This is a genomic window from Sulfuricurvum sp., from assembly GCF_028688295.1.
Lineage (GTDB): Bacteria > Campylobacterota > Campylobacteria > Campylobacterales > Sulfurimonadaceae > Sulfuricurvum.
In genome coordinates this window covers 25,112-50,862 of sequence record NZ_JAQTYM010000001.1, presented here as the reverse complement: position 1 = coordinate 50,862, position 25,751 = coordinate 25,112, and the positions used below count along the sequence as shown (strand labels likewise).

At 42.4% G+C, this 25,751-nt stretch carries 31 protein-coding genes; 17 read left to right on the top strand and 14 right to left on the bottom strand.

Going from position 1 to position 25,751, the window contains the following annotated elements:
* Positions 1-3: 3 nt before the first annotated feature.
* Genes PHR02_RS00310 through PHR02_RS00290 form a run of 5 tightly spaced genes read right to left on the bottom strand, consistent with a single transcriptional unit; the run spans position 4 to position 5,025 of the window.
* Positions 4-1,542 (bottom strand): hypothetical protein, encoded by a 1,539-nt coding sequence (locus PHR02_RS00310; RefSeq protein ID WP_299987312.1) that lies wholly within the window; start codon positions 1,540-1,542, stop codon positions 4-6.
* Positions 1,539-2,654 (bottom strand): tRNA (uridine(54)-C5)-methyltransferase TrmA, encoded by a 1,116-nt coding sequence (trmA, locus tag PHR02_RS00305; RefSeq protein WP_299987309.1) that lies wholly within the window; start codon positions 2,652-2,654, stop codon positions 1,539-1,541. Before trmA ends, PHR02_RS00310 begins: the two co-directional genes overlap by 4 nt.
* Positions 2,655-2,662: 8 nt before the next feature.
* On the bottom strand, positions 2,663-3,397 hold the full coding sequence (gene fliP / locus PHR02_RS00300) for a flagellar type III secretion system pore protein FliP (RefSeq protein ID WP_299987306.1): 735 nt from the start codon (positions 3,395-3,397) through the stop codon (positions 2,663-2,665).
* Positions 3,397-4,242: a flagellar motor protein MotB gene (locus tag PHR02_RS00295; protein WP_299987304.1), complete on the bottom strand. Its 846-nt coding sequence runs from the start codon at positions 4,240-4,242 to the stop codon at positions 3,397-3,399. Before PHR02_RS00295 ends, fliP begins: the two co-directional genes overlap by 1 nt.
* 15 nt (positions 4,243-4,257) lie before the next feature.
* The gene (locus tag PHR02_RS00290; protein WP_299987301.1) at positions 4,258-5,025 is read right to left on the bottom strand and encodes a MotA/TolQ/ExbB proton channel family protein; all 768 of its coding nucleotides are present in this window, start codon (positions 5,023-5,025) and stop codon (positions 4,258-4,260) included.
* A gap of 122 nt (positions 5,026-5,147) precedes the next feature.
* Between PHR02_RS00290 and glmU the strand changes: the two genes are divergently transcribed.
* The 7 genes from glmU (at position 5,148) to htpG (ending at position 12,933) form a co-directional block, all read left to right on the top strand.
* Positions 5,148-6,446, top strand: coding sequence for a bifunctional UDP-N-acetylglucosamine diphosphorylase/glucosamine-1-phosphate N-acetyltransferase GlmU (glmU, locus tag PHR02_RS00285; RefSeq protein ID WP_299987298.1), 1,299 nt, complete (start codon positions 5,148-5,150; stop codon positions 6,444-6,446).
* Positions 6,446-7,714: a bifunctional phosphopantothenoylcysteine decarboxylase/phosphopantothenate--cysteine ligase CoaBC gene (gene coaBC / locus PHR02_RS00280; RefSeq protein ID WP_299987294.1), complete on the top strand. Its 1,269-nt coding sequence runs from the start codon at positions 6,446-6,448 to the stop codon at positions 7,712-7,714. Before glmU ends, coaBC begins: the two co-directional genes overlap by 1 nt.
* The gene (gene uppS, locus PHR02_RS00275; protein ID WP_299987291.1) at positions 7,711-8,388 is read left to right on the top strand and encodes a polyprenyl diphosphate synthase; all 678 of its coding nucleotides are present in this window, start codon (positions 7,711-7,713) and stop codon (positions 8,386-8,388) included. The genes coaBC and uppS overlap by 4 nt, the downstream gene beginning before the upstream one ends.
* A complete protein-coding gene (locus PHR02_RS00270) occupies positions 8,388-9,137 on the top strand; it encodes an A24 family peptidase (RefSeq protein ID WP_299987289.1) in 750 nt (249 codons plus the stop codon). Before uppS ends, PHR02_RS00270 begins: the two co-directional genes overlap by 1 nt.
* The gene (locus PHR02_RS00265) at positions 9,130-10,152 is read left to right on the top strand and encodes an LptF/LptG family permease (protein ID WP_299987287.1); all 1,023 of its coding nucleotides are present in this window, start codon (positions 9,130-9,132) and stop codon (positions 10,150-10,152) included. Before PHR02_RS00270 ends, PHR02_RS00265 begins: the two co-directional genes overlap by 8 nt.
* Positions 10,149-10,877 carry a tRNA pseudouridine(38-40) synthase TruA gene (gene truA / locus PHR02_RS00260; protein ID WP_299987286.1) on the top strand — a complete coding sequence of 243 codons (729 nt, stop codon included), beginning with the start codon at positions 10,149-10,151 and terminating at the stop codon, positions 10,875-10,877. The genes PHR02_RS00265 and truA overlap by 4 nt, the downstream gene beginning before the upstream one ends.
* Positions 10,878-11,052: 175 nt before the next feature.
* Positions 11,053-12,933: a molecular chaperone HtpG gene (htpG, locus tag PHR02_RS00255; protein ID WP_299987283.1), complete on the top strand. Its 1,881-nt coding sequence runs from the start codon at positions 11,053-11,055 to the stop codon at positions 12,931-12,933.
* A gap of 100 nt (positions 12,934-13,033) precedes the next feature.
* Here the strand turns inward: htpG and PHR02_RS00250 are convergent, their stop codons facing one another.
* Complete coding sequence (locus PHR02_RS00250) at positions 13,034-13,579, bottom strand: hypothetical protein (protein ID WP_299987280.1); 546 nt, start codon at positions 13,577-13,579, stop codon at positions 13,034-13,036.
* Positions 13,580-14,041: 462 nt separating this feature from the next.
* Here PHR02_RS00250 and PHR02_RS00245 point away from each other — a divergent pair, with 462 nt between their 5' ends.
* The 3 genes from PHR02_RS00245 (at position 14,042) to PHR02_RS00235 (ending at position 15,580) form a co-directional block, all read left to right on the top strand.
* Positions 14,042-14,371 carry a type II toxin-antitoxin system RelE/ParE family toxin gene (locus PHR02_RS00245; RefSeq protein ID WP_299987277.1) on the top strand — a complete coding sequence of 110 codons (330 nt, stop codon included), beginning with the start codon at positions 14,042-14,044 and terminating at the stop codon, positions 14,369-14,371.
* Positions 14,361-14,666, top strand: coding sequence for a helix-turn-helix transcriptional regulator (locus PHR02_RS00240; protein ID WP_299987275.1), 306 nt, complete (start codon positions 14,361-14,363; stop codon positions 14,664-14,666). Before PHR02_RS00245 ends, PHR02_RS00240 begins: the two co-directional genes overlap by 11 nt.
* A 383-nt stretch (positions 14,667-15,049) precedes the next feature.
* On the top strand, positions 15,050-15,580 hold the full coding sequence (locus PHR02_RS00235) for a hypothetical protein (protein ID WP_299987272.1): 531 nt from the start codon (positions 15,050-15,052) through the stop codon (positions 15,578-15,580).
* A gap of 43 nt (positions 15,581-15,623) precedes the next feature.
* On the opposite strand, the gene PHR02_RS00230 is transcribed toward PHR02_RS00235, so the two are convergent.
* On the bottom strand, positions 15,624-16,004 hold the full coding sequence (locus tag PHR02_RS00230; protein WP_299987269.1) for a hypothetical protein: 381 nt from the start codon (positions 16,002-16,004) through the stop codon (positions 15,624-15,626).
* 363 nt (positions 16,005-16,367) lie between these two features.
* Here PHR02_RS00230 and PHR02_RS00225 point away from each other — a divergent pair, with 363 nt between their 5' ends.
* On the top strand, positions 16,368-17,204 hold the full coding sequence (locus PHR02_RS00225; RefSeq protein ID WP_299987267.1) for a delta-class carbonic anhydrase: 837 nt from the start codon (positions 16,368-16,370) through the stop codon (positions 17,202-17,204).
* Positions 17,205-17,302: 98 nt separating this feature from the next.
* Here the strand turns inward: PHR02_RS00225 and PHR02_RS00220 are convergent, their stop codons facing one another.
* Positions 17,303-17,692 (bottom strand): 4Fe-4S dicluster domain-containing protein, encoded by a 390-nt coding sequence (locus PHR02_RS00220; protein WP_299987264.1) that lies wholly within the window; start codon positions 17,690-17,692, stop codon positions 17,303-17,305.
* Between the two features lie 196 nt (positions 17,693-17,888).
* On the opposite strand from PHR02_RS00220, the gene PHR02_RS00215 reads away from it, so the two are divergent.
* A complete protein-coding gene (locus PHR02_RS00215; RefSeq protein WP_299987262.1) occupies positions 17,889-18,044 on the top strand; it encodes a hypothetical protein in 156 nt (51 codons plus the stop codon).
* A gap of 37 nt (positions 18,045-18,081) precedes the next feature.
* On the opposite strand, the gene PHR02_RS00210 is transcribed toward PHR02_RS00215, so the two are convergent.
* From PHR02_RS00210 to PHR02_RS00200, 3 genes are read right to left on the bottom strand one after another with little or no spacing between them, the layout of a single operon-like run.
* Positions 18,082-18,270: a hypothetical protein gene (locus PHR02_RS00210; RefSeq protein ID WP_299987259.1), complete on the bottom strand. Its 189-nt coding sequence runs from the start codon at positions 18,268-18,270 to the stop codon at positions 18,082-18,084.
* A gap of 53 nt (positions 18,271-18,323) precedes the next feature.
* The gene (locus PHR02_RS00205; RefSeq protein ID WP_299987257.1) at positions 18,324-18,614 is read right to left on the bottom strand and encodes a hypothetical protein; all 291 of its coding nucleotides are present in this window, start codon (positions 18,612-18,614) and stop codon (positions 18,324-18,326) included.
* 26 nt (positions 18,615-18,640) lie between these two features.
* The gene (locus PHR02_RS00200; protein WP_299987255.1) at positions 18,641-19,084 is read right to left on the bottom strand and encodes a thioredoxin domain-containing protein; all 444 of its coding nucleotides are present in this window, start codon (positions 19,082-19,084) and stop codon (positions 18,641-18,643) included.
* A 118-nt stretch (positions 19,085-19,202) separates the two neighbouring features.
* Between PHR02_RS00200 and PHR02_RS00195 the strand changes: the two genes are divergently transcribed.
* The 3 genes from PHR02_RS00195 (at position 19,203) to PHR02_RS00185 (ending at position 21,963) form a co-directional block, all read left to right on the top strand.
* Positions 19,203-19,703, top strand: a complete 501-nt coding sequence (locus PHR02_RS00195) for a hypothetical protein (RefSeq protein ID WP_299987253.1) — start codon at positions 19,203-19,205, stop codon at positions 19,701-19,703.
* 108 nt (positions 19,704-19,811) lie between these two features.
* Positions 19,812-21,236, top strand: coding sequence for an SDR family oxidoreductase (locus PHR02_RS00190; protein WP_299987250.1), 1,425 nt, complete (start codon positions 19,812-19,814; stop codon positions 21,234-21,236).
* Between the two features lie 79 nt (positions 21,237-21,315).
* Positions 21,316-21,963 carry a hypothetical protein gene (locus PHR02_RS00185; protein WP_299987247.1) on the top strand — a complete coding sequence of 216 codons (648 nt, stop codon included), beginning with the start codon at positions 21,316-21,318 and terminating at the stop codon, positions 21,961-21,963.
* Between the two features lie 436 nt (positions 21,964-22,399).
* On the opposite strand, the gene PHR02_RS00180 is transcribed toward PHR02_RS00185, so the two are convergent.
* Positions 22,400-22,702, bottom strand: a complete 303-nt coding sequence (locus PHR02_RS00180; RefSeq protein ID WP_299987244.1) for a monooxygenase — start codon at positions 22,700-22,702, stop codon at positions 22,400-22,402.
* A gap of 136 nt (positions 22,703-22,838) precedes the next feature.
* On the opposite strand from PHR02_RS00180, the gene PHR02_RS00175 reads away from it, so the two are divergent.
* On the top strand, positions 22,839-23,432 hold the full coding sequence (locus PHR02_RS00175; protein WP_299987241.1) for an MBL fold metallo-hydrolase: 594 nt from the start codon (positions 22,839-22,841) through the stop codon (positions 23,430-23,432).
* Here PHR02_RS00175 and PHR02_RS00170 read toward each other — a convergent pair.
* Together PHR02_RS00170 and cmoB are read right to left on the bottom strand one after the other, a co-directional pair.
* Positions 23,429-23,902, bottom strand: a complete 474-nt coding sequence (locus PHR02_RS00170) for a hotdog domain-containing protein (RefSeq protein ID WP_299987238.1) — start codon at positions 23,900-23,902, stop codon at positions 23,429-23,431. The genes PHR02_RS00175 and PHR02_RS00170 overlap by 4 nt on opposite strands.
* 2 nt (positions 23,903-23,904) lie before the next feature.
* A complete protein-coding gene (gene cmoB, locus PHR02_RS00165) occupies positions 23,905-24,798 on the bottom strand; it encodes a tRNA 5-methoxyuridine(34)/uridine 5-oxyacetic acid(34) synthase CmoB (protein ID WP_299987235.1) in 894 nt (297 codons plus the stop codon).
* A gap of 56 nt (positions 24,799-24,854) precedes the next feature.
* Here cmoB and PHR02_RS00160 point away from each other — a divergent pair, with 56 nt between their 5' ends.
* Positions 24,855-25,748: a cation diffusion facilitator family transporter gene (locus tag PHR02_RS00160; protein ID WP_299987232.1), complete on the top strand. Its 894-nt coding sequence runs from the start codon at positions 24,855-24,857 to the stop codon at positions 25,746-25,748.
* Positions 25,749-25,751 lie beyond the last annotated feature (3 nt).

Genomic DNA, 25,751 nt, shown 5'->3' with positions numbered 1-25,751 from the left:
CCCTTAACGTCGTATTACGTCACTCTCTTTTACCCACAACTCTTCATCTGCTCTCTGCCAAACACGGTTCACAAAATATCCGGTAATTTTAATCCATCCGTTACTCACCGTACCCGAAGTAAATGACCTACGTTCTTCCCATGTATCGACTACCGATCCGCCCGGAGCGTTGTAGACAGGGGAAGCCGTTGCCATACGATAAGCGGATGGGGCTGATTTTTTAGCTGACGAAGTGTTTACTGCAGTAGCTTGAGCTTTAGGCTCCGGTGCTTTTAATATTTTTGACGTTTTTTCAGGAACTGTAACACTCTGTGCTGTCATTTTAGTCATTTTTGGCGGTACTAATTTCGCTGATTTTGCTTTCAATTTTTCCATCTGCGCTTCGTTTTCAGCAAGTCTTTCCTGCAGAGCACGGTTCAATTTTTCGGTAGCATCAGAAGCTTTATACACCACTTTTTCCTGCACTACCGGACGATCTTTATAAACAATTTTTTCCACAATTTTTTCTTGGATAACAGGGCGATCTTTGTAGACTGTTTTTTCCACAATCTTCTCTTTTACGATCGTATTGGAAGGATTATTTTTTAAATTGGTCAGTTTTGTTTGTAGATTGACCAATTCACGTTGTAAAGCAGCAATTTTTTCGGTAGGTTCAACGATTTTTGTTACCACTTTTTCCTGCACTACCGGACGATCTTTATAAACGATTTTCTCAACAATTTTTTCTTGGACAACAACTTTTGAACCTTTTTTGAGGTTTGCTATCGTCGCTTGTGCAGCTGATAATTCGCGCTGCAAAGCCACTAATTTTTCAGTAGGCTCGACAACCTTAGTCACTATTTTCTCTTGTACGGCAGGTGTTGCTTGCGTATTTTGCAACTTTAAAATGTAGGCATTAGCACGCGTGAGTTCATTTTGTAACGCTTTTATTTTACCGCTTTGATCTGAGGTTACTAACGTTTTAGGAGGTTCAGAGATTTTTGGAGCTGCTGCTTTGGTGTTTTTATACTTATCAACCTGTGTTCTTGCAACAGAGAGTTCTTGTTCCAATCGGAGCCGTTCTTTTGATGTTTTGGCAATAATATTTTCTAGCCGTTCTACTTCAAATTTTGTTTTTTCCAATGAAGAGGTTAGACTTTGTCGCTCAATCCTGCTCACTTTTGCACTATTGGTTTGCGATAATAACCGTTCATTTTCTGCAACCGTTTCTCGGTAGTTTTTATCGCGGGATTTCAAACTTTTTTCCAGACTCTGAATTACCCCTTTTTTTTCCATAGCCTCACGTTCCATTTCAGTATTACGTTTTTTTAGTCTGCTGAGTTCTTTGGAAGTGATATCTATTTGTCCTTCGAGATAAGCGATTCGTTTTTGATACCCTTTTAGTTTTGAGACGGTATCAGTAGAAGAAAGGTTCTTTTGCTGCTGAGTACAATCTTCGTATTTTTGCCGAAGATTAGCTACTTCCTTAATGATGGATTGAGGATCGCCACTGTTGCCATAAAGATATACCGCACACAATGCACTCAAAAATATTCCCCTCATACCAAACCTTTTTTCATTAACTTTACACCCATCTCTAAATGATGCGTATAAGGGAACTGATCAAAAGCACCCATTGCACTGATAGTATGGGTTTTAGAGAGTATCTCCAAATCACGCAACAAAGTCTCTGGATTACATGAGATATAGAGAATGTGATCAAAACGGGCTGCAAAACTACACGGTTCTTCTCCCAAACCAGCACGCGGCGGATCAACGAAGAGTGTTTTTAGGTGATAATCTGAGACACTAAGTCCCTCTAAACGGCGAAACTCACGTACACCATCGAGCGCTTGCGTGAATTCTTCCGCGCTTAAACGGACAAATTCAATATTCTCAATAGCGTTTAACGTCATGTTTTGTTTTGCCGCATGGATAGAGGCTTTGGATATCTCGGTTGCTAATACCCGATCAAACATTGTTGCAAAAGGGATCGTAAAATTCCCGGCACCGCAATAGAGTTCGAGCAAATCACCGCCGATCCCTTCCAATTGTGAAAGCGACCATTCAATCATCTGTTCATTCACTCTCGGATTTGGTTGAGTAAAACTGTTTTCAATATGAACATAACGGTATTCACGTTCGTTAATGTACAGTTTTTCGATCACATAATCTTGAGAAAGGATCAGTTTTTGTTTACGGCTTCGTCCGATGATGTAAACCCCTAGACGTCTTTGAAGCTCCAGTGCCGCATTTTGCCAGTTCTCATCCAAAGCTTTGTGATAGAGCATACTCACGGCAACTTCTCCCTCGCCAGAGGTTAAAAAATCGACACCGAATAATTTATGGGAAATGCCCAAATCTACTATTTCAGGGAGAAGCTTTTCCATCATAGTGGCGATAAAAGGGGAGACAATCGAACAAGCGTTTATCTTTAACGCCCCTTGTCGATCCAATCGGCTCATGGCGTAGGATATCCCACTATCATCATGATAAATTTTAAATTCTGCGCGTGAGCGATACTGTGCACTGGGTGAGGGACAAAGGGTGATATCACCCTCATACAAAGGGGAGAACATCTCACGAACCGCTGAGATTTTGTGTTCTAGCTGACCTTCGTACCCTTCTTCATAATCGCGACAACTCCCGCACACACCAAAATATTCACACTGCATTGTAACCCTTATTTAACACTGGCAATCAAATTACCGATCAACAAATTCCATCCATCGACCATCACAAATACGAGGATTTTAAACGGCATCGAGATCATAACCGGTGGAAGCATCATCATCCCCATCGACATCAAGATTGAGGCGACAACCATATCAATAACCAAAAATGGTAAAAAGAGGAGAAATCCTATCTCAAATGCCGTTTTTAGCTCACTGATCATAAATGCAGGGATCACGATTGTTAACGGTACTTCTTTAATCGACTGAGGATTTTCCATATGCCGAATCCGTAAAAAAAGGGCTAAATCTTTCTCGCGCGTATTACGAACCATAAAGTTCTTAAACGGTTCCGTCGTTTTTTCAAATGCTTCATCGTAGGTAATTTTTTCTTCGCTGTAAGGTTTTATCCCCTCATCATACGCTTTGGTAGCGACCGGTTCCATCACAAAAACAGTCAAAATAAGGGCCAACATTACCAAAAGCTGTGTTGGCGGAACTTGCTGTGTCCCAAGTGCCTGACGTAAAAAACCGAAAACAATAACAAATCGGGTAAACGTCGTCATCACTAGCACTAGACTCGGTGCCAAGAACAGAACCGTAAGGACCAGTAAAACATTGAGTGAACTGACAACTTCTTCGGGCGTTTCCGGTGCCGTGAGGTTAAAGTTCATCGCCGGAACCTGCGGATCAGCACCCCACAATAAAGGGGTAAGCATCAAAACAAGGTAAAAAATACGTCTCATTATTGTACCGGTGCAACAGGAACATCGAGTGCCGGAGCTGCACTGATGGCATCGGTTGCATTAGGTGTTGCGCCCCCTATTCCTTGATCGAGAATCGTTTTCTCTGCTTCCGCTTTTTTATCTGCTTTAGTCCCGTAAAAATGGAGCTCAACACGGCGGTTTTTATCCCGTCCCTCAGCGGTTGCATTACTCGATATTGGACGGTATTGCGAAAATCCTGCAGCACTCAGACGTTCAGGGACAATACCATCAATCATGAGCTCTTGTAGCACTGAAATCGCACGTGCGGAAGAGAGTTCCCAATTATCACGATAAGGACTTGTACGTCCTGGCGTTGAGTCATCGGTATGCCCTTGGACACTTACTTCAACTTGATTCGGAAGCTGTTCAACAATCATTGCAATCCGTTTTAGAAAAAGAAGTGCATCCTCATCTTCGATTTTTGCACTCCCCTCTTTAAACAAAAGAGAAGCGGGAAGCTGAATCACAAACCCATCTTGAGACTCTTCAAGCGTAACAGAAGGGCCTTTCCCTTTTTCTTTCATTTCATTAATTTCTGCAACTGCTTCTGAAATTCGGTTAACCTCTTCATTCGTTTCATCTTCGCTTTCAATCGGAGTAGAAAGTTGAAGTCGACGTTTAGAAACTTCCGTCTGTTCTCCACCTTCCAAAACAGACATGGCTCCAGAGAGAGAACCGATCGCTTCAGAAACTTTTTTTGCATCCATAGACGACATCGAGAGGAGCAATACGAAAAAACATAACAGTAACGACATCAAATCCCCGAAGGCTGCGAGCCATTCAGGCATACACTCCGGACAATCAGGACATTTTTTCTTACCCATTATTCACCCAATCTTCTAAGAATCAAATTGGCTCACCCGCTCTGCAGGTGGGAGATAAGCTAAAAGTTTGGCTTCGAGGGTACGAGGATTATCGCCCGCTTGAATCGACATAATTCCCTCTAAAATCATTTGTTTGACGGTATCTTCATCGGTGTTACGGATATTTAGGATATTTGCAATCGGTCCTCCGAATACGTTCCCAATCACCGCACCATAAAGAGTAGTTAACAACGCAACCGCCATCGACGGTCCAATTGCACTCGGATCGGCCATATTCAAAAGCATTGCAACCAGACCGATCAGAGTTCCTACCATCCCCATGGCTCCGGCAAGTCCTGACCACATACTAAACATAGCAGCATTACTTTTATGACGATCACTTGTTTGTTCCATCTCAATTTCCAAAAGGGCGCGAATCGTATCCGGTTCATTGCCATCGACCGCCATCGAGAGCCCTTTTTTCAAAAATTTGTTTTCCTCAGTGTTAGCAACGGTTTCGAGAGCCAAAATTCCATCACGTCGCGCTTGAGTTGCATAATTTACTAATTTTTGAATAATTTCAAGTCTGTTATCAATCGTTGGTTTGATAGCAACCATAAAAACTTTCGTAAAAATTTTCATTTGTTCAAGTTTAAAAGAGATTAACAACGCACCAATTGAACCTCCGATAACGATTAGAACCGAAGGTATGTCAACATACGCCCCAATACCAACCCCAATTGCCATGGAGTACAACAAAAGAGCTATAACTGAAATCAATCCAATGACCGTACCTAAGTCCATTCACATCCCTTGAAATTAATTGGCTTATTTAAAGTGCTTATGATACCACAACTTAAATGGGGTTCTCGATTAAATTAATGGAAATTTGATAAGATTACAACAATTATTTATCAGGAGATTTTATGAACCTTACCATCGTGATCCTTGCCGCCGGAAAAGGGAGCCGTATGAAATCGCCAAAAGCGAAGGTTCTTCATGAAATCTGCGGACGTGAAATGCTCTATTACAGCATAAAAGCCGCGCGTGAAATCACCGACGATATCATTGTGGTCGTCGCCCACCAAAAAGACGCTGTCATCGCGGCAATGAAAAAATACTTTGATAATTTGATATTCGTAACCCAAGATGCCGAAAATTTTCCCGGAACCGGTGGTGCGATGATGGGAATTCAGCCCCGCTATGATGATGTCCTCGTTCTCAACGGAGACATGCCTCTCATTTCGCGTTACTCAATCGAAAAATTCCTCTCCAACCCTGCTGACATCGTCATGTCTGTTATTCCTCTCGATAATCCTAGCGGGTACGGACGTGTTGTGATCGAAGAGGGGCGTGTAATGCGCATCGTCGAAGAGAAAGACGCAACACCACAGGAAAAAGCGATCAACACCGTCAATGCAGGAGTATATGCCTTTAAACACCATGTTCTGCAAACCTATATTCCCCGTCTGTCCAATGCTAATGCCCAAGGTGAGTATTACCTAACCGACGTCATTGAAATGGCACACAAAGATGGGCTCTCTATTTCACCGCTTTTTGTCGAAGAGGTGGAGTTTAAAGGGGTAAATTCCAAAAACGATCTCGCCAATGCGGAGATGATTATGATGGATCGCCTCCGCCGTAACTGGATGGATGCCGGAGTGATTATGCAGTTACCCGAAACAATCTATCTCGAAGAAGGTGTCACGTTCGAGGGGGAGTGTATCATCGAAAATGGGGCTCGTTTATGCGGCAATTCCCTTATCGTAAATTCTCACATTAAAGCCCACAGCGTTATCGAAGAGAGTGTTATCCGCAATTCAGACGTCGGACCACTCGCCCACATCCGTCCGCAAAGTCTCCTCGATGAAACCCATGTCGGTAATTTCGTCGAAGTCAAAAAATCAACACTCAACGGCGTTAAAGCGGGGCATCTCAGCTATCTAGGTGATGCAACCATCGACTCAGGGACCAATATCGGTGCAGGAACCATCACCTGTAACTATGATGGGATTAAAAAATACCAAACCATCATCGGTAAAAATGTTTTCATTGGGAGCGATACACAACTCGTCGCTCCGGTAGAGATCAGTGACAACGTCATGATCGCCGCAGGAACCACCGTTACTGCCGGCAAATATGAAAGTGATATCTTGATTCTCAGTCGAACTCCAATCCGAAAAGTAACGGGATTCTTCACCAAATTTTTCGGCAAAGGGAAATGATGCAGATTCCCTCTAATCTTCTTGAAGGTAAAAAAATCCTCCTCGGTGTCACGGGGTCGATTGCGGCGTATAAATCGCTCGAACTCCTCCGCCTCTTCATCAAAGCCGGTGCTGAAGTGAGAGTTGTGATGAGCCCTTCTGCCAAAAAATTCGTTGCACCGCTCAGTTTCGAAGCGCTCAGCCGTAACCGAGTCCTCGATGACACCAACGAATCGTGGGCGGATGATTTCAACCATATCAAAATTTCTCAGTGGGCGGATTTATTCGTTATCGCTCCTGTAACCGCCAACACCATCGCCAAACTCGCCAACGGTATCGCCGATACGATCCTCACCCAATGCGCCCTCGCCTATAGCGGAGTCAAACTCATTGCCCCATCAGCAAATACTAACATGATCCAAAATCCGATGATCCAAGCCTCTCAAAAGATGCTCGCAATTGCCAACTATGAGATTATCAACACCCAAACCAAAGAGTTAGCGTGTCAAGTGGTCGGTGATGGTGCGATGGCGGAACCGTTGGAGATTTTTTGGCACTCTGCACGCGTATTGCTCAAAAACGATTATTGGATGGATCGCCGCGTTATTGTTACGGGTGGCGGAACGATCGAAAAACTCGATGATGTCCGTACCATCAGCAACCGTTCCAGTGGCAAAATGGCCTCGGCTCTCGCTACTGCACTTTTTGTACGCGGCGCGGATGTCAACCTTATCTCAACCCGTTTTGAAGTGGGTCTCCCCACCTCTATCCATACCATCGATGTTGAGAGTTCTGAAGAGATGGGAGAATACCTCACCGACTCGATCCGAATTGCGAAAAAAGGGAAACTCTCGAAACCTTCTCTCATCCATGATGAACCGATAGCTCTTATCCAAAAAGAGCCATTTTTGTTTATGGCTGCGGCGGTGAGCGACTATGTCCCAACCCATCCGCAAAACGGAAAACTCAAAAAAGAGATACTCGGAGAATCGTGGAATATCGCTATGAAACAAAACATAGATCTCCTGAAATCGTGTAACAAAGAGGGGATTAAAACCGTCGCATTTAAAGCCGAGACTGATCCCGCCGTTGCAACCCAAAATGCACAAAACCTTTTAATCAACAAAGGGGTAGATGCGGTGTGTCTCAACCTCATCGATGATTCCAACCCTTTTGGGAGCGATACCAACGCCATCGATTTTATCAGTGCAAACGGTTCCCTCACACTCCCTAAAACCGATAAACTGAGTTTGGCTCTTCAACTCTTAGACGAAGCGTCCACCTTATGAGCAATCGCCCGAGTCATATTGCGATCATCATGGACGGAAACGGCCGTTGGGCTGAGTCACGAGGTAAAACCCGCAGTCACGGTCATGAGCAAGGGGCCGAAAGTGTCCGAATTATCACCAGCTATTGTGCCAACCATCCCGACATCGATCGGCTGAGTCTCTATGCATTCAGTACCGAAAATTGGAAGCGTCCGAAATTGGAAGTTGAATTTTTAATGAAACTTCTCGAAAAATACCTGAAAAATGAACGAAAAAATTATTTGGAAGGAAATATCCGATTTGAACCGATTGGTGATCTCTCACTCTTTTCAAAATCACTCCGTAAAGTAATCGATGATCTCCAAAATGTAACCCAAGGGTGTAATGGATTGGTTCAAAGTTTGGCCCTGAACTACGGAAGCCGTGATGAAATCGTCCGCGCAGTCAACGCATTGTTTCCACATACACCCATCACAGTCGAGTTGCTCAACAACGCCCTCGACTGTCCTCATAATATCGATCTTCTAATCCGCACGGGAGGTGACCATCGCCTCTCTAATTTTCTCCTGTGGCAAGCAGCGTACGCCGAGCTTTTTTTTACCAATACCTTATGGCCGGAGTTCACTACCGATGAACTCGAATCCATTATCAAAAAATTTAAAACCGTCGAAAGACGTTTCGGGGGATTAAACTAATGGAACTACTCTATGTCTTTGTTTTAGGAGCGGCAATCGGATCTTTTTTAAACGTTGTGATCCTCCGAACCCCACGTGATGAAAGTGTCTCCTTTCCCGCCTCACATTGTATGAGCTGTAATACTCCGCTTCGTGCATGGCACAATATTCCCATCCTCTCATGGCTGTTTTTACGCGGCAAATGTTCCTTTTGCGGTGAAAAAATCTCGATGCAATACCCCCTCATTGAGGTTATCAGCGGTCTCATTTTCCTCTTCAGCGCGATGAAACTAGGACTTAATGTCCAAGCATTCGGTGTTGCGTTGAGCTTTGATCTGCTCTTAGCCTTATCGGTTATCGATTATCGCTATAAAATGGTCCCCGACAGTATCAACCTCTCCGCCCTCACCGTTGCTATTTTGAGTGCGACCTCCTTTGGGCAACTGGGTTACAACTTTACCAACGCTTTGCTCTTTGCCGGCGGATTTACCTTGCTTCGTTTTTACCTCTCTTATGTCATTAAAAAAGAGGCCATGGGAGAAGCCGACATTATGATTGCCGCAACAATGGGAGCGTTGCTCGGTGTACAACTCGGCCTTGTTGCAATTTTTGTCGGTGCACTCCTCGCACTCCCTGCACTCCTCTTAACACAAGGGGAGAGTGAAGATTCCAAACAACTCCCGTTTATCCCGTTTCTGGCGATGGGGTGTTGGATTGTTTTAATGTTTGATACGCACGTTAACGCTTATTTGGTGGGGCTTTATGGATAAATTACGAAGCTACATCTTTTCCAATCTATCGGTACTTTTTTTCTCGATATTTTTGCCCCTATTCGCGATCGCTTCCGTCATTTTCATGATCAAGCTTGCGACCTATACCGCCGTCATTCAACTGAGCATTGCGGAGATGGGGAAACTCTATCTTTTTGTTTTACCGGAGTTACTGTTTTATACCCTTCCTATCGCTTTTGTGGTTGGCGGAGCCTTAACCCTCTATCGCCTCTCTAATGATAATGAGATGGTGGTGGTCTTTTCACTCGGTATTTCGCCCTCTTTTGTCGCGAGAGTGTTAGCACTCCCTGCGTTACTCCTCTCGATCTTGCTTTTTGTGAATTTTGTCGTAGTCACCCCCTATATCAAAATCATCTCCAGTAACTTTTTAGATAAAAAGAAAGCAGAAGCCAAATTCAACCTTACCGCTTCGGAATTCGGTCACAACTTCGGAGACTGGATGCTCTTTATCAACACCAGTGATGAGCGATCTCGTGCATTCGGCGATGTTGTACTGTTCAACAAAGAGATGAAAGACGAAATCCTCATCACCGCCAAAAAAGCAGAGCTAATTAATAAAAACGGTGTATTACAGCTACGACTGGAAGAGGGAGAGAGTCACAGTTATGATGACATACTTTTAAAAACCATCTTTTTCAAAACAGCCTATATTAACGATATGCTCAACACCGATCCGACCATTTACCGCGATACCCTCGATTTTTGGACAAACGAGGAAGAACGACCGAAAAAAGATAGACTTCTTATCACCAATACCCTCCTGAGTCTCTTTCCTCTCATTTCGGTATTTTTGATGATTGCATTGGGTGTCGTCCACGCCCGTCACCAAAAGCGATGGATTTATCTGTGGCTTTTTCTCTCAATCGTCGGATTTTACGCCTCATCCATACTCACTCAGCAATGGATCGGATTTCACGCCATCTGGATCGTAGCTCTCGGATGGCTTATCCTCTCTTACGGTTTTTATAAACGTTTAGTAGGAACACGCTTTTGAACCGTGCCAAGATCACGATGAGCTATAACGGCTCAGCGTTTATGGGCTCACAACAACAACCCACCACCCATGAAACCGTTATCGGCACCCTCATCATCGCCCTCAAACGACTCAAAATCAACTCCGCCCCCAAAGGCTCAGGGAGAACAGACCGAGGCGTTCACGCGACGCATCAGGTGATGCACATCGATTTACCGCTGTTTTGGAGTGATCTTCCCCGACTTAAAGATATGCTCAACCTCCAACTCCCCAACTCGTTACGGATTTTACGTATCGAGTTTGTAGAGAATGAATTTCATGCCCGCTACAGTGCTAAACGTCGTGTCTATCGCTACATCATCAAAGAGGGGAGAACCAACCCGTTCGAAGATAACTTCGTCTCCTTTATCCCCACCCTCAACCGCTATATCATTGCCGATGCCATCAAATGTTTCGAGGGGACGCATAGTTTCGAGCTTTTTAAAAAAAGCGGTAACGATATGGATCACTTCACCCGTATCATCTACCGCGCCTACGCCTACTCTCACAAAGGATATTTTGTCCTCGTATTCGAGGGAAACGGGTTTTTACGCTCCCAAATCCGCCTCATGGTCGGTTTTTTACTCCGTATCTCGGCGGGGAAAGCGACAAAAGAACAGCTCATAGAGCAGTTGAACTGTGTCAAGCGATACTCCACGGATATTGCACCCCATAATGGTTTGTATTTAACTCATATTAAATACTAAATTCCCGTTCGTGGTGAGCCTGTCGAACCATGAACTTCTCACCCTTCGACAAGCTCAGGGCGAACGGAACACAACAGCTTTAGTCTTTAAGACTCAACTTATTTGATACCTCTTGCATTATTAATGCTATTTCGTTACAATCACAGCTCAAATTTTAACCTTTAAGGATAGTCACATGGCAAAACATCAGTTCCAGACTGAAGTCTCACAAATCTTGCATTTAATGATTCACTCTTTGTACTCGAACAAAGAGATTTTCGTCCGCGAGCTTGTCTCCAATAGCTCCGACGCACTCGATAAACTCAACATGCTCGTCCTCACCGACGAAGCGTACAAAGGGGTCAACTTCGCCCCTCGTATCGATATCATCATCGATAAAGAGGGCAAAACCCTCACGATCAGTGATACAGGTATCGGGATGAACGAAGCGGATCTCGTTGAAAACCTCGGAACCATCGCGAAATCAGGAACCAAAGCGTTCTTAGAGAAACTCTCAGGCGATCAGAAAAAAGATTCGAACCTGATTGGTCAGTTCGGTGTCGGTTTCTATGCGTCATTTATGGTAGCCGATAAAGTCGAAGTTATTTCTCGCAAAGCGGGAGAAGAGCAAGCGTACAAATGGAGCTCAATGGCAGGGTCAGAATACGATCTTGAGCCAGCGGAACGTGATAGCCACGGTACGAGTATCATCATGCACCTCAAAGACGATGAGAGCGAGTTTTTAGAGGCGCACCGTATCGACAGCATCGTTAAAAAATACTCCAACCACATCCCTTTCCCGATCTACATGGACAAAGAGGAGTGGGTCGCCCCAGCCGAAGGTGAAGAGAAAGGTCACAACGAACTCGTTAACAAACAGATCAACAAAGCCAACGCATTGTGGACGATCAGCAAATCAGAGATCACCGATGAAGAGTACAAAGATTTCTACTCCAGTATCGCTCACGATTCCAGCGAGCCGTTGCTCTGGATGCACAATAAAGCTGAGGGAACGTTAGAGTACACCACCCTCTTCTACGTCCCTGCTAAAGCACCGATGGACTTATACCGCGTCGATTACCAAAGCGGTATCAAACTCTACATCAACCGTGTCTTCATCACCGACGATGAAAAAGAGCTTATGCCGACCTATCTTCGCTTCCTTCGCGGGGTGATCGACTCTGCCGACCTTCCATTGAACGTCAGCCGTGAAATCCTCCAAAGCAACCGCGTTATGGCGAAAATCAAAAACGCATCGGTCAAAAAAGTCCTCAGCGAACTTGCAAAAGTCTCTGAAAACGACGCCGAGAAATACGACGCATTCTACAAAGAGTTCGGAAACGTCCTCAAAGAGGGATTGTATAGCGACATGGGGAACCGTGAGCGTATCCTAGAGCTTCTCAAACTCAACACCCTAAACTCTGCCGAGCCGGTCATGTTCAGCAAATTTGTCGAGGGTGTAGACGCTGAGAAAAAAGAGATCTATTACATCTCTGCCAAAATGTCTCTCCAAATGCTCAAAAACTCCCCTGCACTAGAGCGTTTCAAATCAAAAGGTATCGATGTATTGGTTCTCAACGAAGAGATCGACACGATCGTATTCCCGATGGTAACTGAGTACAACGACTATAAATTCGTAAACGTCTCGGATGCGAAACTCGAAGAGTCCGAAGAAGAGAAAAAAGAGCACGAAGAAAAAGCCAAAGGATTGGAATCATTCGTTGGACAACTCCAAAATGCTCTGGGTGAGAACGTATCAAAAGTCGAAACGACATTCGATCTCACCGATTCTGCGGTGTGCTTGAGAGTCGATAAAGAAGACCAAGGGTACATGATGGCTCAGATGATGAAGCAGTTCGGAAACATGGGCGGGGATTTCCCGGCTCCGAAACCGATCCTACAAATCAACCCGAATCATGAGTTGATCAAAAAACTCAGCGATTCAGCAGACATGAACCTTATTGACGATGCGGCGCATGTGTTGCTTGATCAGGCGAAACTGTATGAGGGTGAAACCCTTGCGGACACCGCAGGGTTTATTGCACGACTTAATCGCATTATGGCGAAAGCACTCTAATCTCCCGTCATTCCCGCGAAAGCGGGAATCCAGCTTTAAAAATCACGAATATTTAAGATAAAATTATTTTTTTCAGATATAGAGTAAAAATATAGAATACCTATCCCTCATCAGCTAGTTTATATTGTTGTTTTAGCTTAGTAACCATTTCATTGCCTTTATCTATAGCTTCTACCCTAAATTTAAGACTATTTATTAGTTCAACAAATTTGTATGAAGAATAATCGAATACATCATGCCAAATGACTTTAAAATAAATTTCATAACGTACTCTACCGCCATTGTCTTTTATATAAACAAAATCATAAGATGGAAAAACTATACCACTTGGAGGGTAAGCTGGTCCAAATCTTCTTTCACAATTTATATCTTTAATATACAATTTATATGAAGAATCAATAAGAATATGATCTTGAAAAACTTCTATTGTATCGTACATTTTAATTTCATTCATAACATCATGATCAAACCTAAATAAATGATCTAAATACCAAATCAACACGCTTAAGACAATAAAAATTTTATACAAATTAGTATCTTCATCAATTAGTGAAACAAGAAGAATAAGACTTATAGGAGCACCATAGATCAGTGTTGAATAGTATCTTGGAATCTTTTTTGATTTTAAAGTTAATATCGCTTCCATAAACATACCTATATATTTTTACTTCAATTGAAATCTTTTAATTTTAGCTAAATTTCACAAAAAATTTAGTTCCCTTGTTCACACTCTCCTGAGTGAGAAAGTAGCAAAAGAGCATACCGCGATCCAAGAACTCTCGTTCCTCTCGGCACTACTGCCTCCGGAACGGCTCTAGGTATTGGATCACGGGGATATTTTAAATAGTTTCATGCCTTGCGACACCACACAGAGCAAGGTCGTTCGCCGTAGGGCGAAACGTACCGCCAGCGATTTGGTGCAAGGCGATTTTCTTTTCGTTCTTTTCTTATGAAAAAGAAAAGGACATAATATTTCATACTGCAATATAATTTCAATCTAACATAAAGCAGTATTACAATAACCGATAAAAAGGGAGTTGATAATGCCGAGACAAAACAATAAATCTATTATTCTCTTTCCAAAAGTTATCATTTTTGATATAATCTCATGAAATGGGCTATCGAATTTTTTAATGAAACGGTCGAAACCGATACGCTATCCCTCCCTGCCAAAATTTTGGCAAAGATGCTCCATATCTTCGAGATGATCGAAGAACATGGTCCGAATCTCGGAAAACCCTACACCGATGCTTTCGGTAATGGGCTTTTTGAAGTTAGAGCAAAAGGAGCCGAAGGGATCGGAAGAAGTTTCTTTTGTTATGCGAGTGGAAGAAAAATCATTATTCTCCACTCGTTTGTTAAAAAAACCCAAAAAACACCCCAAAAAGAGATCGAAATCGCCCTAAAGCGAAAAAAGGAGATTGAGCATGACAAATAGACCCTCTTTTGAAACATTCAAAGAAAAAGCTCTAAAAAACGAAGCGGTCAGAGCCGAATATGACGCGTTAGAAGCAATCTTTACACTCAAAAAACAGATGATAAAAGCCCGTCTCGAAGCGAAACTCTCCCAAGAAGATGTTGCCAATCTACTGCATACGAAAAAAAGTAATATTTCGAGATTAGAAAGCCCGAACAGCAAAAATTTACCGAATTTATCTACCTTGATGGAATACGCAAAAGCCGTCGGATTTAATCTCGAAATCAATCTAACTCGAAGCCCTTTGGCTTCCTAAAATACCAAAACAAATGAAAGCAAACCACTTTTTAGCCACTTTTTCCAACCCTTTATTTCAAAACAACTCTCCACTTTTAAGCTATACTCACACAGAACTTTAAAACAGATAGGCAGATAGGGGTCATGTATTCAATCTTCACTTTCTTTCTCCATTCCCTCACCCCAGCTTTCAAACGTTCTCTGTACTTTTCTCTTTAGCGAGAAAAGATACCAGAAGAGCATACCGCGATCCAAGAACGCTCGTTCCTCTCGGCATCTCTGCCTCCAAAATGACTCCACATGTTATTAATCTATTTGCTTTACGGTCAAACAACCTTTTAAAATTTTAAAAAATACACTATAATATTTAACATTTTTTATTTTATTAAATTAGGTATATTCGTGAAACAGCTTAAAAAAGATCTAAAAAATAGTATGGATAAAGATGAGGCATTTATAAAGTTTATAAATAGAAACGGTGATCAAAAAAAAGGATCGCGTATTCTATCACTCTTTCCCGAACCGAAATATGCTGAAAAATATGCGAAAGCAAATAAAATTCTGATAACTATTTATGGGTTATTGTCTCTTTTCGCTATTCTTGGATTAAGTGTTCAATTCGCGCACTTGCCTCCACTATGGCTACTTTTTTTACTGACAATCGGTGTATTATTACCTGCATTAGTACTCTATCTACTCTACAAAAAAAATGCTGGTGCCTATATGTTTCTTGCCTTTCTACTAGTAAAAGGTATCTTTGATTTACTACGCCAAAGTGATCAATCAATGATTTTAATTGGAATAGTTGTAAATCTTGGGTTATTGATTTTCGTTGTAATATTGAAACAAAAGATGTTCCCTTACCAAAACTTTTTTAATACAAAAAAAGACACAAATGGTCTTTATATCTATAAGGAAGCTGTTACAGCATAAAAATATCCCCTCATTTCCACTCTCCTGAAAAAAAGGGGACAGGCTACTTTTTCTCTTCCCTCATTATCTCTTCCCCGCCCAAGTCCACAATCACCCTTCGCGCTTTTAGAAAAAAACGGTAATAAATCAGATAGATCAATAACCCAAAATAGGTCAAAGCTCCCAAACAGATAAATAGCACTCCGATATTAAAATGTTTTTTTTCAATCACAAGTCTGGAATCAGAACGCTCGATACGGGTATAACCGTTTTGATAAAACATCTCATCGATGCGATCCATTTTTTCATTCTCCAAGAAATCGGCATGGTTCATCTGCACACAATAATCTTTAAACATTGCAAGACTCTGCGCGTAATTACGGCGATCCCAAAAATAGACGATAATCCCGAGCGGCAATACGAACAACATGATTATCGTGCTCATCGTCCCCTCCTATATCGTATCGGAAGATTATAACTCGGAAATACAACCCTAATCATAAAAGGCAAACTAGTAAAAAAGGCAAAAAAGAAAAAAGGGGACAAAAAAGGGGACAGGCTACTTTTTCTTCCCCTTCCCTCACCCCACATTTCAAACTTTCTCTGTACTTTTCTCTTTAGCGAGAAAAGATACCAAAAGAGCATACCGCGATCCAAGAACGCTCGTTCCTCTCGGCACTACTACATCCTCAACAGCTCCCAGAGTTGCCGCAGGAACAACACCTTATTAATTTGCATTTTTCTGTCATAACTTCGTGATAAATATTTGCTATAATTATATTACATCTAGATAGTGAAGGGGTATTATATGCAAGTTAGAAACAATCTGTTTATAGCTTTGGCAATCGGTGTATTATCATTAAACGGTATTGCAAGCGATAGCCATGAACTCGCCGAGCACGGCACGTGCACAGGATTCGGTCCTCAGACCCCCAGAGACATCGACAGTCTTGTCGGGGCTAATGAGCGTCTTTTCCAATTGGCGCCAAGCTACAAAGAGATGAACCTTTGTAACATCCACTTTCATGAGAACGCTGAACACAAATCAAAAGAGTTCTCCATTTTTGCAGGAGAGGGTTCACACGGATATGAGAGCGGTTACAAGTGTAACATCAGTAAAAAACTTACAGCGGCTGAACTTGCTCCGACAAAAGAGCAGATCTGTAAAAATGAACACGGTGATCTCGTACCGGGTGATACGATCGAAGTCCATTGGGTATTTAGCTCATGTGATGTAGCGCCGGGTAAAGGTCTGGGTTCGTGTGTCTCTGAAAAATGCGCCAATCCGAATCTCCGCGTAGAGACGCAGGTGTTTACACTCGTCAATGATCCTAAAGCGCTTGATTTTAACACATTGATGTATGAAGGCAAAATCAACGGCTTACACCAGCCGAAAGCGCTTCCGTCCAATACCGGTAAACCCGTTGTGTTCACTGGTTCTACCACCGGACCAAGCTATAGCGACAGCAAATGTTCACCGTATCAGGTCACATGGAGTGTACGCCCCTCATGTGCCAAAGTCGATATCAATACCGTCGGTAAATGGTGTGCTTCCGGAAACGTCTTTCAAGAAGATCATGCGCACGGCGTAAGAAAACTTGTTACTGACCCAAAACTTCTATCCAAAATCAAAAAACAAAAATGACGGGGGCGGCTTTGTCCGCACCGTTGAAACCCCTCTTCTTCTTTATCTTCGTACCCTATTTTCAGAAAAACGATTGAACGGTATGCTGAACTAACCCTTTAATTATAAAGCCTCAACGTCTCCCCCACACTCACACGTGCTTCTCTTTGCTCCATACTGATACTCTCACGCCACGGCATCGGACTCACCTCCGGTGACATGATCCCTTTACTCTTATGGACACGGATCACATATTCGCCACTGTTTACAAAATGGTCGTTGTATTCAGGCGTATAGGGCATATCCCACACGATACACCCCTCAGTAGGACACACATCGGCACATTTCGGTACTGCCGAATCGACACACTCGATACATTTTTCAGGCTTTACATAGGTGTATTCACCATCAGCAAGCGGAGACTCAGACGCACTCACGATCGCCGTTGCGGGACATTCGTCGATACACGCGTCACAATTGATACAGGAGTCGGTAATCACAACAGCCATAAAATCTCCTAAACGTTAGTAATTTTTTATGATATGCATTATATGTTCTGATTTCACCATTCCCGACATTCTCGTTGGAATTGCCTACTCTCTTTGTAGATCAAATTCTTTCTTCCCACTTTTAGTTACAATATTTAACGTTATATGTTATTTTAAATGATACAATGATTTACATTCATTCGAAAAAAGGATCCACATGAAACGTACACTACTTATCGCTACTGCATTACTACTCTGCACAGGATGCTCGGCTACCTGGAAAGGGATGAAAGAAGATACCTCTAATGCAACCGCTTGGACTAAAGGGGAAGTAAACGAAGGGGCAACATCCGTCAAAACGAAAACGGAATAAAATCCCCTAGTTCACACATTCTTGAGTTCCGTGTTATTTAGAAATTATCCCGTTCCAAAAAGTCCGAATCATTCAAAACTTGAGCATTTGCACTGTTTGGCATTGAGTGTTTCGGTACGGTGCCAAATCCTTCTAGTTTGCCACAATTAGGGCATTTTCCTCCATCCAATTCAGCTATCATCTCAACATCGATCACAAAATCGCACGCCTGACAAAAAAAGTCCATCATCTGCCCCTATAGTATTTTCTAACCTTAATGCATTCTCTATTCTAATCTGACTACACAAAGGTAATTTTTTGTGCTTTGATCCGTTTCATATCATCCTCATCCAACCCATCGATTGCGTGGACAAAACAGCACGGTTTTTCTCTGATCTGTTTATGAATCTCGTTAAATGTCTCTCTGTTTTCTACGATATAAACATTCTCGGCATACAATGCTTTAAGCGGCAGACCGATACATCCATGCGCGAGGGTGATCGTCAATAGCTCCATCATCTCGTTGTTGATGGTGATCCCTCCGTTGCCTTTGAGCAATATGATCTTTAGTGGCGTGCTGTTTTGTGCCATACAATACCTTTTTTGTTATCTGATCGTTAAAGTGTCATCTGTATCAAGCTTTCGCTCCACATACTCAAATGATCTTTGGATAATGCACTGCTAAAACGGTTCATCTCTCTACCGTTTTTAAAAGCGACAATTGTTGGAAGGGCATTAACACCATATTGACGTGCTATTTCTGGATAATCCAAAGTATTGATTTTGATAAAACGTACTTCAAGTGCAAAGGTGGATGCCGCTTTTTCATAATCAGGTGCCATCTTCATACACGGTGCACAATCGGGTGAATAAAAGTCAACCAACACCGGAATATCATTCTCGCTGATGTGCGCGTGAAACGACTCATAATCACACTCTATCGGTGTTGTATCCAACAGAGATTTTTGGCATGAACTGCATAAAACAACCTCTTTGGCTACCTCATTTTCTACTCTGTTGATTGCCTGACAATGGGGGCAAACGACTTTTAGGCTCTCCATATTCTAGCTCCTAATATTGACTCTATTCTCCTATGCATAAGTTATACGACACAATAAACTTAACGGCTAAGCATCAATCACTTTTTGACATACCGTACCGATAATAGTACAATCTCTCATGGATAAAAAAGAACCTCTGACGATGAAAAAAGGGTATATTACTAAACCTGTTACCGAAACAAACTCTCATATCTATCATAACCTTGTGCAATGCTATGAAGCCGAGTTTTCACCTATCACAGGTAAGAGACCAAACCCTTCGGGGATATTCGAACTTGATACCCATCTGGGTAACGATACCATAGGTTTCCTGCTCTACATTGACGATATTCCCGCTGGAATTGCCGCGATCAGATGCAAAGAGTGTCATAGTTACGAGATGTGTGAATTTTATGTACTTCCCTGTTTTCGGAAAAATAGTATCGGAATGCAGTTTGCCCATACCATCTGGGAAAATCATCCCGGTGATTGGGAGATTAAACAGCTGCATGGAGCCGAATATGCTACCAAATTTTGGCGAAAAACGATTGAACGATTTAACAACACTGCGTATACCGAAGAATCTTACAACGATCAGTACTGGGGAGTCGTCACACGCCAGCAATTTACGCTGAACTAGCCCTATCAAGCATCCGAGCATTCAATTAAATAGTTTCATCCCCTTACTATTTCTTACGTAAAACAATTGTAGAATCAACAATATGCTTTAGGAAAAAAGGGGTTATAGATGCGTGTTTTACTCACAGGAGCAAACGGATATATCGGGCGACGCCTGAAACATGCGCTGATTCAAAAAGGTGGCGTTACCCTCCGTTTGATGGTACGCAATCCCAATAGTCTCTCATTAGCGGCCAAAGAAAAGTGCGAAATCATCAAAGCCGACGTAATGTCCCCTGAAACACTTGATGAAGCGCTTAAAGAGGTGGATGTAGCCTATTATCTCATTCACGGACTTACCCATTCCAATTTTCGTGATTTAGACCGTCAAAGTGCCCAAAATTTCCTCGATGCGTGTATCCGTCAAAAGGTAAAAAAGATCATTTATCTGGGGGGATTGGGTGATAAAGAAACGGGAAGCGAACATCTGCTGAGCCGAATCGAGACGGGAGAGATACTGAGCTCCGCACCCGAAAAGCTCCAATGCATCTGGTTTCGTGCCGGAGTGATTATCGGCTCAGGAAGCGCGAGTTTTGAAATTATCCGCAATCTCGTCCAAAAATTGCCGGTGATGATCACCCCAAAATGGGTTTCAACCCTCATCACCCCGATCGGGGTGGAGGATGTGATCCGTTATCTGGTCGCGGCACTTGAGTTGGAATCGGGTGAAAATCGTATGATCGATTTGGGTGAGGAGGCAATGAGTTATGGTGATTTAATGCTTCGCGTAGCGGCAGGGATGGGGCTAAAACGCTACCTGATTCCGGTTAATCTCCTGACACCGAAGCTCTCCTCCTACTGGCTGACACTCTTTACCCCCGTACCCTACGGAGTCGCCAGCTCTTTGATAGAGGGGCTAAAAAGTGAAGTGGTGACGACCAATACGCTGCGCCATGAACTCTTTACGATCACTCCCCACACGCTCGAAGAGGCGGTACACCATGCGGTTGAAGAGATTGAATCCAATCAGGTGATCAGCCGATGGAGCGACAGCGGTGCGGGTTCTGCCCAATCTGACTCTTCGGACAACATCGCTAATGCTATTTTTATCGATCGCAGAGTCGTCGATTTCGGCGACACTCCCCCTCAAGACGTCTACCGCAGTTTTTGTATGATCGGAGGAGAATCGGGCTGGTTCGGGTACGACTGGCTCTGGAAAATACGGGGAGTGATCGATAAGCTATTCGGAGGGGCGGGGATCAATCGGGGACGACGGGATTCGCACCATCTTCGTGTCGGCGACAGTGTCGATTTTTGGAAAGTGGTCGATCTGGTGGAGAACGAACGGCTTCTTCTGTTTGCTCAGATGAAATTGCCCGGAAAGGCGTGGCTGGAGTTTAAAATACAAGAGCACACCTTGATCCAAAGTGCCTATTTTTATCCCGATGGGGTCTCAGGACGATTATACTGGTATGCGCTGATCCCTATCCATCATCTCATATTTAGCAATATGGCATCATCGATCCTGCAGCGTGCCGAAAAATTGAAAGATTAAAGATGGGTAAATCTATTATTTTTATCGATGAAGGAGAACTTATGAAAACGAGTGTTAACACTCACTATAAAGGTCGAATATGAGTTTTATAAATAAACGTCTTTTTTACCGTATCGCCTTGTATAGCATTGCAGGATTAATTGGCTATACAATTTATGCCAAAGCCAATGTTCCGCCTGAGACAGATGCAGAGTATTGCGAAAGAAAAGGAATGGTAAAAATACATAACCGGTTTTACAAATACGACGTTTATCAGCATGATGAAATGAAGCCTTTTGTAGATATGCTAATAAAAGGTTGTAATGGCGATGCGTATTGCGAGATTAATCGCGCTTATCAATATGTTCTCAAAATCCCTTATAAAGAGAGTTCAGCCAATCGTAATCCTTCAGATGTAATCAATCAAAATGGCGGTGATTGCGATGAAAAATCATTTTTGCTTGCCTCTTTACTCTTACAAAAACAATATGCATGCATTTTGATTACAACAAAAGATCATGGGTTTATTGGTGTCCATATACCAAATGAAAAAGAGATCACCGCTCCCGCCTCTTATGTTACTTTTGAGGGGAAAAAATACTATTTTGCTGAGACAACAACTCCCGTGGGCTATATTGGTCGGGATAACGGAGTAAAAGAAGAAGAGATCGAAGGGGTATTTGATATGGTGGCAAAAAAAGAGATACCGATTGAACAAGTAGATTTTTTCATCGTTCCACTCTCCTGAGTATAGTTCAACACAATTCGGTAAATTCCATACAATACATCAACATCTGTTTTTGATAAAGAGGTTGACTAAGCTTTTCAGTGCTTGCAATGGAACACAAACAAGGATTATGGGAACAATTCGGGCATTGATGGCATTCACGCTCAGAATAACACATAAATGTCGGACTGTTTTCATTAAAATCAATTCTCCATGTACCATCCGTAAACATCTTTGCAACTTCATTTCGTCCATTGTAATGTTCCAAACAAGTAAACCATTTTAATGTATTCATAATAAAGCCCCTCATGCAGACTTCAAGTTTTCACACGATTAAAATTCAATAGTGTGAAAAAATATACAACTATTATATTCCTTGAATTCTTCTAAAAATATAAAAATTTTAATCTTTTATCACATAGATTAAAAATGAAAATATATCCCTATAGCTTTACATTCACATAGCAGGAATCGACAACGCACTCAACGCTTCATTTACAGTAAAAACTTTTCCTCGTATATTGCTGTAACCAAAGGATTCTAATCGTTCGGTATGTTTTTTCAAATAGCGCTGTGCATCTTGTTCATTATCAAACAGATAAATTCCTCCTGCCTCTTTGTCCATTTCATTTTCTGTCCAAAGTTTAGAGATTAGCCCTTTCTCCGTTGCGATATCTTTTGCCAAATCGCTCATTACTGCTGTCAATTCATCACCGAATGGTCCGTTATGGGGAAAATCTACTTGAAGAAGGTATCTCATGGTGTACTCCTTTGATTATTGTTGGAATAATATTCCAATAAAATTAATTTATCCACAAAGAGACACTACATCGATTAATTTCTCCGTTTCGATCATTAAAAATATATGTTACAATCCGACTAAAAGAGAGTCAATTATGGAAATTCTAAAGCGACCGATGGGTGATTATCAAACCAACTGCTACCTTGTTAAAATCGAGGGGAAAGAGATCATCATCGATCCAGGAATGGGAGCAACCGAGTGGGTGATGGCAAACGTGACAAATCCTATCGCTATCCTCAACACTCACGGTCATTTTGATCATGTTTGGAGTAATAATGAACTGCAAACAAAATTAAATATCCCTCTCTATACCCCAAAAGGGGATGTAATGTTATTACAAAACAGTTCGTGGATGCCTGGACTGCCCCCTTCTAAACCTGATGTCGAAGTGGATGGAGATCAGAGCTATAATCTCGAAGGAATAGAAGTTAAATTTCACCATTTTCCGGGACATTGTCCAGGATGTTCGATGATCGAAATCGGTGATGCTATTTTTAGTGGAGATTTTTTATTTGAAGGTTCGATCGGGAGATGGGATTTCCCCTACTCCGATGCAGAAGCAATGCGTCAAAGTCTTAAAAAATTTTCAGCATGGACCACAGATAAAATGCTCTACCCAGGTCATGGTAACCCGACAAGTGTCCAAAAAGAGTTGAAAAACGTCGATTATTGGCTTCGAGTTGTTTAGTTCTCTACATTTTTAATAAGATCTAGTCTAAGAACATGACGTTCGGTAACTACCGTTTTAAACTCTCCCTCAAAAACTTTGATATCATGAACGAAACCACGAACCGTGACGTTACGCTTCCGACCCTCTTTTTGGTGTTCTGTTGCTTCAAAAGTAACTTTATCTCCTACTCTTACCGGAGCCAAGAAGAGACAATTACAGGATGCCAAGACAACATTTGGTTCATTTACCGATGCCATTGCTGCAAAATCAGCCGCACTGAAAATAAACCCTCCATGTACCAATCCTACTTCATCGGCACGCATAACCTCATTGGTTTCTAATACAACTTTTGCAAATCCAATTTCCAACTTAACGATTTCGCCACTGTAATTTGTATTAATTTTCTCGTGTGTATTTAATGCTGTTTCTTGGTTTATCGCAACTTGAATTTCACCATTATTTGCACTATCGCTATGATCTGTTGCCAAAATTATCCCTTTTTAATTCGTACGTACCCACGCTTTGGTGCGGGATAGCCTTCTACTGTTTTGGTACTATCGGCAGGATCGAGAAAATCTTCAAGGCTTTGTGATTCGATCCACTCTGTTTTACGTTGTTCATCTGACGTTGTAAGTACTGTTCCCAGAATTTCAAAAGAGTTAAATCCGGCACGAATACACCAGTTTTCGAGTGCTTTTAGAGTTGGAACGAAATAAACATTAGTAATTTTTGAATAGCTTCCGCTTGGGCAAAGAGCAACTGGCTCATCACCGTCAATGATAAAAGTATCGAGATAAATCTCACCCCCCTCAGCCAAACCTTGTCCTAATGCTTTTATCATCGCAATCGGATCGCTTCGATGATACAGTACCCCAAGACAAAAGATAACGTCAAATTTCTCTTCATAAAATGGTAAATGTTCCACACCGAGGAGTTCATAAACGATCTCGCTTTTGACATAATGGTTAATGAGATCAAACTGCGATTTAAAAAGAGCCGAAGGATCGAACCCTACCACTTTTGCCGGAGCATCTTCGAGGAATCGAAACATATAATAGCCGTTGTTACACCCGATATCGGCTACTTTTTTACCCGCTAGATTAAAATGGGGACGGAGAAAATTGTATTTGAGGTCTGAGCGCCATTCGGTATCGATAAAAAGACCAAACAAATCAAACGGCCCTTTACGCCACGGCATCATCAATCGTGCAATCCGCTCTAGCTCGTTGACATCTACTGCTTCTGGGGATGTGAGAGCAACGGTGTTACCCAGTTCAGCATGAGCATCAATCTGCGGAAGCTGATGAAGCGCTTCACGCAACGGAGCGATATTTTTCCATGTCATCCATTTTTGACGCTCTTGTCGAACTGCGTTCAGATCCATATTCACTCCCTAGCTATAATCGTCTTATTTTATCAATATTAGGCTAAAATACCCCCATGCGAATCGAAAAAAAAGCCACCCTTATCTCTACCATCGTCGCCTTTTTACTGGTGACATTTAAACTTACTGTTGGGATTATCAGCGGTTCTGTTGCCGTTTTAGCCTCCGCTATCGATTCTCTGCTCGATACGGTTATCTCCCTCTTTAACTATTTTGCTCTGCACAACTCCGATAAAGAACCGGATGAGCATTTTAACTTCGGTCGTCGTAAGCTCGAACCCCTCGCCGCCGTAATCGAGGGTACGATCATCAGCCTCTCAGCACTCTTTATCCTCTATACCGCCATCTCGAAAATGGTGCAAGGGAGTGTGATCGAACATCTCGATCTCTCTATCTGGGTTATGGTAGCTTCGCTCATTATTACCGCAGCTCTAGTCCTCTTTTTAAATATGGTCGCCAAAAAAACCGGAAACATGGTCATCCAAGCGGATGCGCTACACTATAAAACCGACTTACTCAGTAATGGAGCTGTTTTAATATCGCTCCTGATCATCACGTTTACCGACTACACCTTTATCGATCCACTGCTGGGAATCGGAATCGGCATTTATATGATCTATTCTGCCTATCCGATTATTAAAGAGGGGGTTCTCATGCTCCTCGATGCCGCATTAGATCCTGAAAGCGTCTCTAAAATCAACAAATTACTGAATTCTCAGCTGGATATTAGCGGTCATCACGATCTGAGAACCCGACGTTCAGGCTCTAATATCGATCTCAGCGTTCATGTGGTTTTCAACGTTAGTACATCCCTTTATGATGCTCACATGGTAGGGGATCGAATCGAGCTTGCTCTTAAAAATCTTTTCCCTGAAAACAATGTCTACGCGCTAATCCATCTCGACCCCTACGATGATTCTGAAGGGGAGCATTTAGATCAAGAGCATTAGTAA

Excerpts from the sequence above, each read along its gene's own strand:
- PHR02_RS00310 (WP_299987312.1), bottom strand. The coding sequence starts at position 1,542 with ATGAGGGGAATATTTTTGAGTGCATTGTGTGCGGTATATCTTTATGGC.
- trmA (WP_299987309.1), bottom strand. The coding sequence starts at position 2,654 with ATGCAGTGTGAATATTTTGGTGTGTGCGGGAGTTGTCGCGATTATGAA.
- fliP (WP_299987306.1), bottom strand. The coding sequence starts at position 3,397 with ATGAGACGTATTTTTTACCTTGTTTTGATGCTTACCCCTTTATTGTGG.
- PHR02_RS00295 (WP_299987304.1), bottom strand. The coding sequence starts at position 4,242 with ATGGGTAAGAAAAAATGTCCTGATTGTCCGGAGTGTATGCCTGAATGG.
- PHR02_RS00290 (WP_299987301.1), bottom strand. The coding sequence starts at position 5,025 with ATGGACTTAGGTACGGTCATTGGATTGATTTCAGTTATAGCTCTTTTG.
- glmU (WP_299987298.1), top strand. The coding sequence starts at position 5,148 with ATGAACCTTACCATCGTGATCCTTGCCGCCGGAAAAGGGAGCCGTATG.
- coaBC (WP_299987294.1), top strand. The coding sequence starts at position 6,446 with ATGCAGATTCCCTCTAATCTTCTTGAAGGTAAAAAAATCCTCCTCGGT.
- uppS (WP_299987291.1), top strand. The coding sequence starts at position 7,711 with ATGAGCAATCGCCCGAGTCATATTGCGATCATCATGGACGGAAACGGC.
- PHR02_RS00270 (WP_299987289.1), top strand. The coding sequence starts at position 8,388 with ATGGAACTACTCTATGTCTTTGTTTTAGGAGCGGCAATCGGATCTTTT.
- PHR02_RS00265 (WP_299987287.1), top strand. The coding sequence starts at position 9,130 with ATGGATAAATTACGAAGCTACATCTTTTCCAATCTATCGGTACTTTTT.
- htpG (WP_299987283.1), top strand. The coding sequence starts at position 11,053 with ATGGCAAAACATCAGTTCCAGACTGAAGTCTCACAAATCTTGCATTTA.
- PHR02_RS00250 (WP_299987280.1), bottom strand. The coding sequence starts at position 13,579 with ATGGAAGCGATATTAACTTTAAAATCAAAAAAGATTCCAAGATACTAT.
- PHR02_RS00245 (WP_299987277.1), top strand. The coding sequence starts at position 14,042 with ATGAAATGGGCTATCGAATTTTTTAATGAAACGGTCGAAACCGATACG.
- PHR02_RS00240 (WP_299987275.1), top strand. The coding sequence starts at position 14,361 with ATGACAAATAGACCCTCTTTTGAAACATTCAAAGAAAAAGCTCTAAAA.
- PHR02_RS00230 (WP_299987269.1), bottom strand. The coding sequence starts at position 16,004 with ATGAGCACGATAATCATGTTGTTCGTATTGCCGCTCGGGATTATCGTC.
- PHR02_RS00225 (WP_299987267.1), top strand. The coding sequence starts at position 16,368 with ATGCAAGTTAGAAACAATCTGTTTATAGCTTTGGCAATCGGTGTATTA.
- PHR02_RS00220 (WP_299987264.1), bottom strand. The coding sequence starts at position 17,692 with ATGGCTGTTGTGATTACCGACTCCTGTATCAATTGTGACGCGTGTATC.
- PHR02_RS00215 (WP_299987262.1), top strand. The coding sequence starts at position 17,889 with ATGAAACGTACACTACTTATCGCTACTGCATTACTACTCTGCACAGGA.
- PHR02_RS00210 (WP_299987259.1), bottom strand. The coding sequence starts at position 18,270 with ATGGACTTTTTTTGTCAGGCGTGCGATTTTGTGATCGATGTTGAGATG.
- PHR02_RS00205 (WP_299987257.1), bottom strand. The coding sequence starts at position 18,614 with ATGGCACAAAACAGCACGCCACTAAAGATCATATTGCTCAAAGGCAAC.
- PHR02_RS00200 (WP_299987255.1), bottom strand. The coding sequence starts at position 19,084 with ATGGAGAGCCTAAAAGTCGTTTGCCCCCATTGTCAGGCAATCAACAGA.
- PHR02_RS00195 (WP_299987253.1), top strand. The coding sequence starts at position 19,203 with ATGGATAAAAAAGAACCTCTGACGATGAAAAAAGGGTATATTACTAAA.
- PHR02_RS00190 (WP_299987250.1), top strand. The coding sequence starts at position 19,812 with ATGCGTGTTTTACTCACAGGAGCAAACGGATATATCGGGCGACGCCTG.
- PHR02_RS00185 (WP_299987247.1), top strand. The coding sequence starts at position 21,316 with ATGAGTTTTATAAATAAACGTCTTTTTTACCGTATCGCCTTGTATAGC.
- PHR02_RS00180 (WP_299987244.1), bottom strand. The coding sequence starts at position 22,702 with ATGAGATACCTTCTTCAAGTAGATTTTCCCCATAACGGACCATTCGGT.
- PHR02_RS00175 (WP_299987241.1), top strand. The coding sequence starts at position 22,839 with ATGGAAATTCTAAAGCGACCGATGGGTGATTATCAAACCAACTGCTAC.
- cmoB (WP_299987235.1), bottom strand. The coding sequence starts at position 24,798 with ATGGATCTGAACGCAGTTCGACAAGAGCGTCAAAAATGGATGACATGG.
- PHR02_RS00160 (WP_299987232.1), top strand. The coding sequence starts at position 24,855 with ATGCGAATCGAAAAAAAAGCCACCCTTATCTCTACCATCGTCGCCTTT.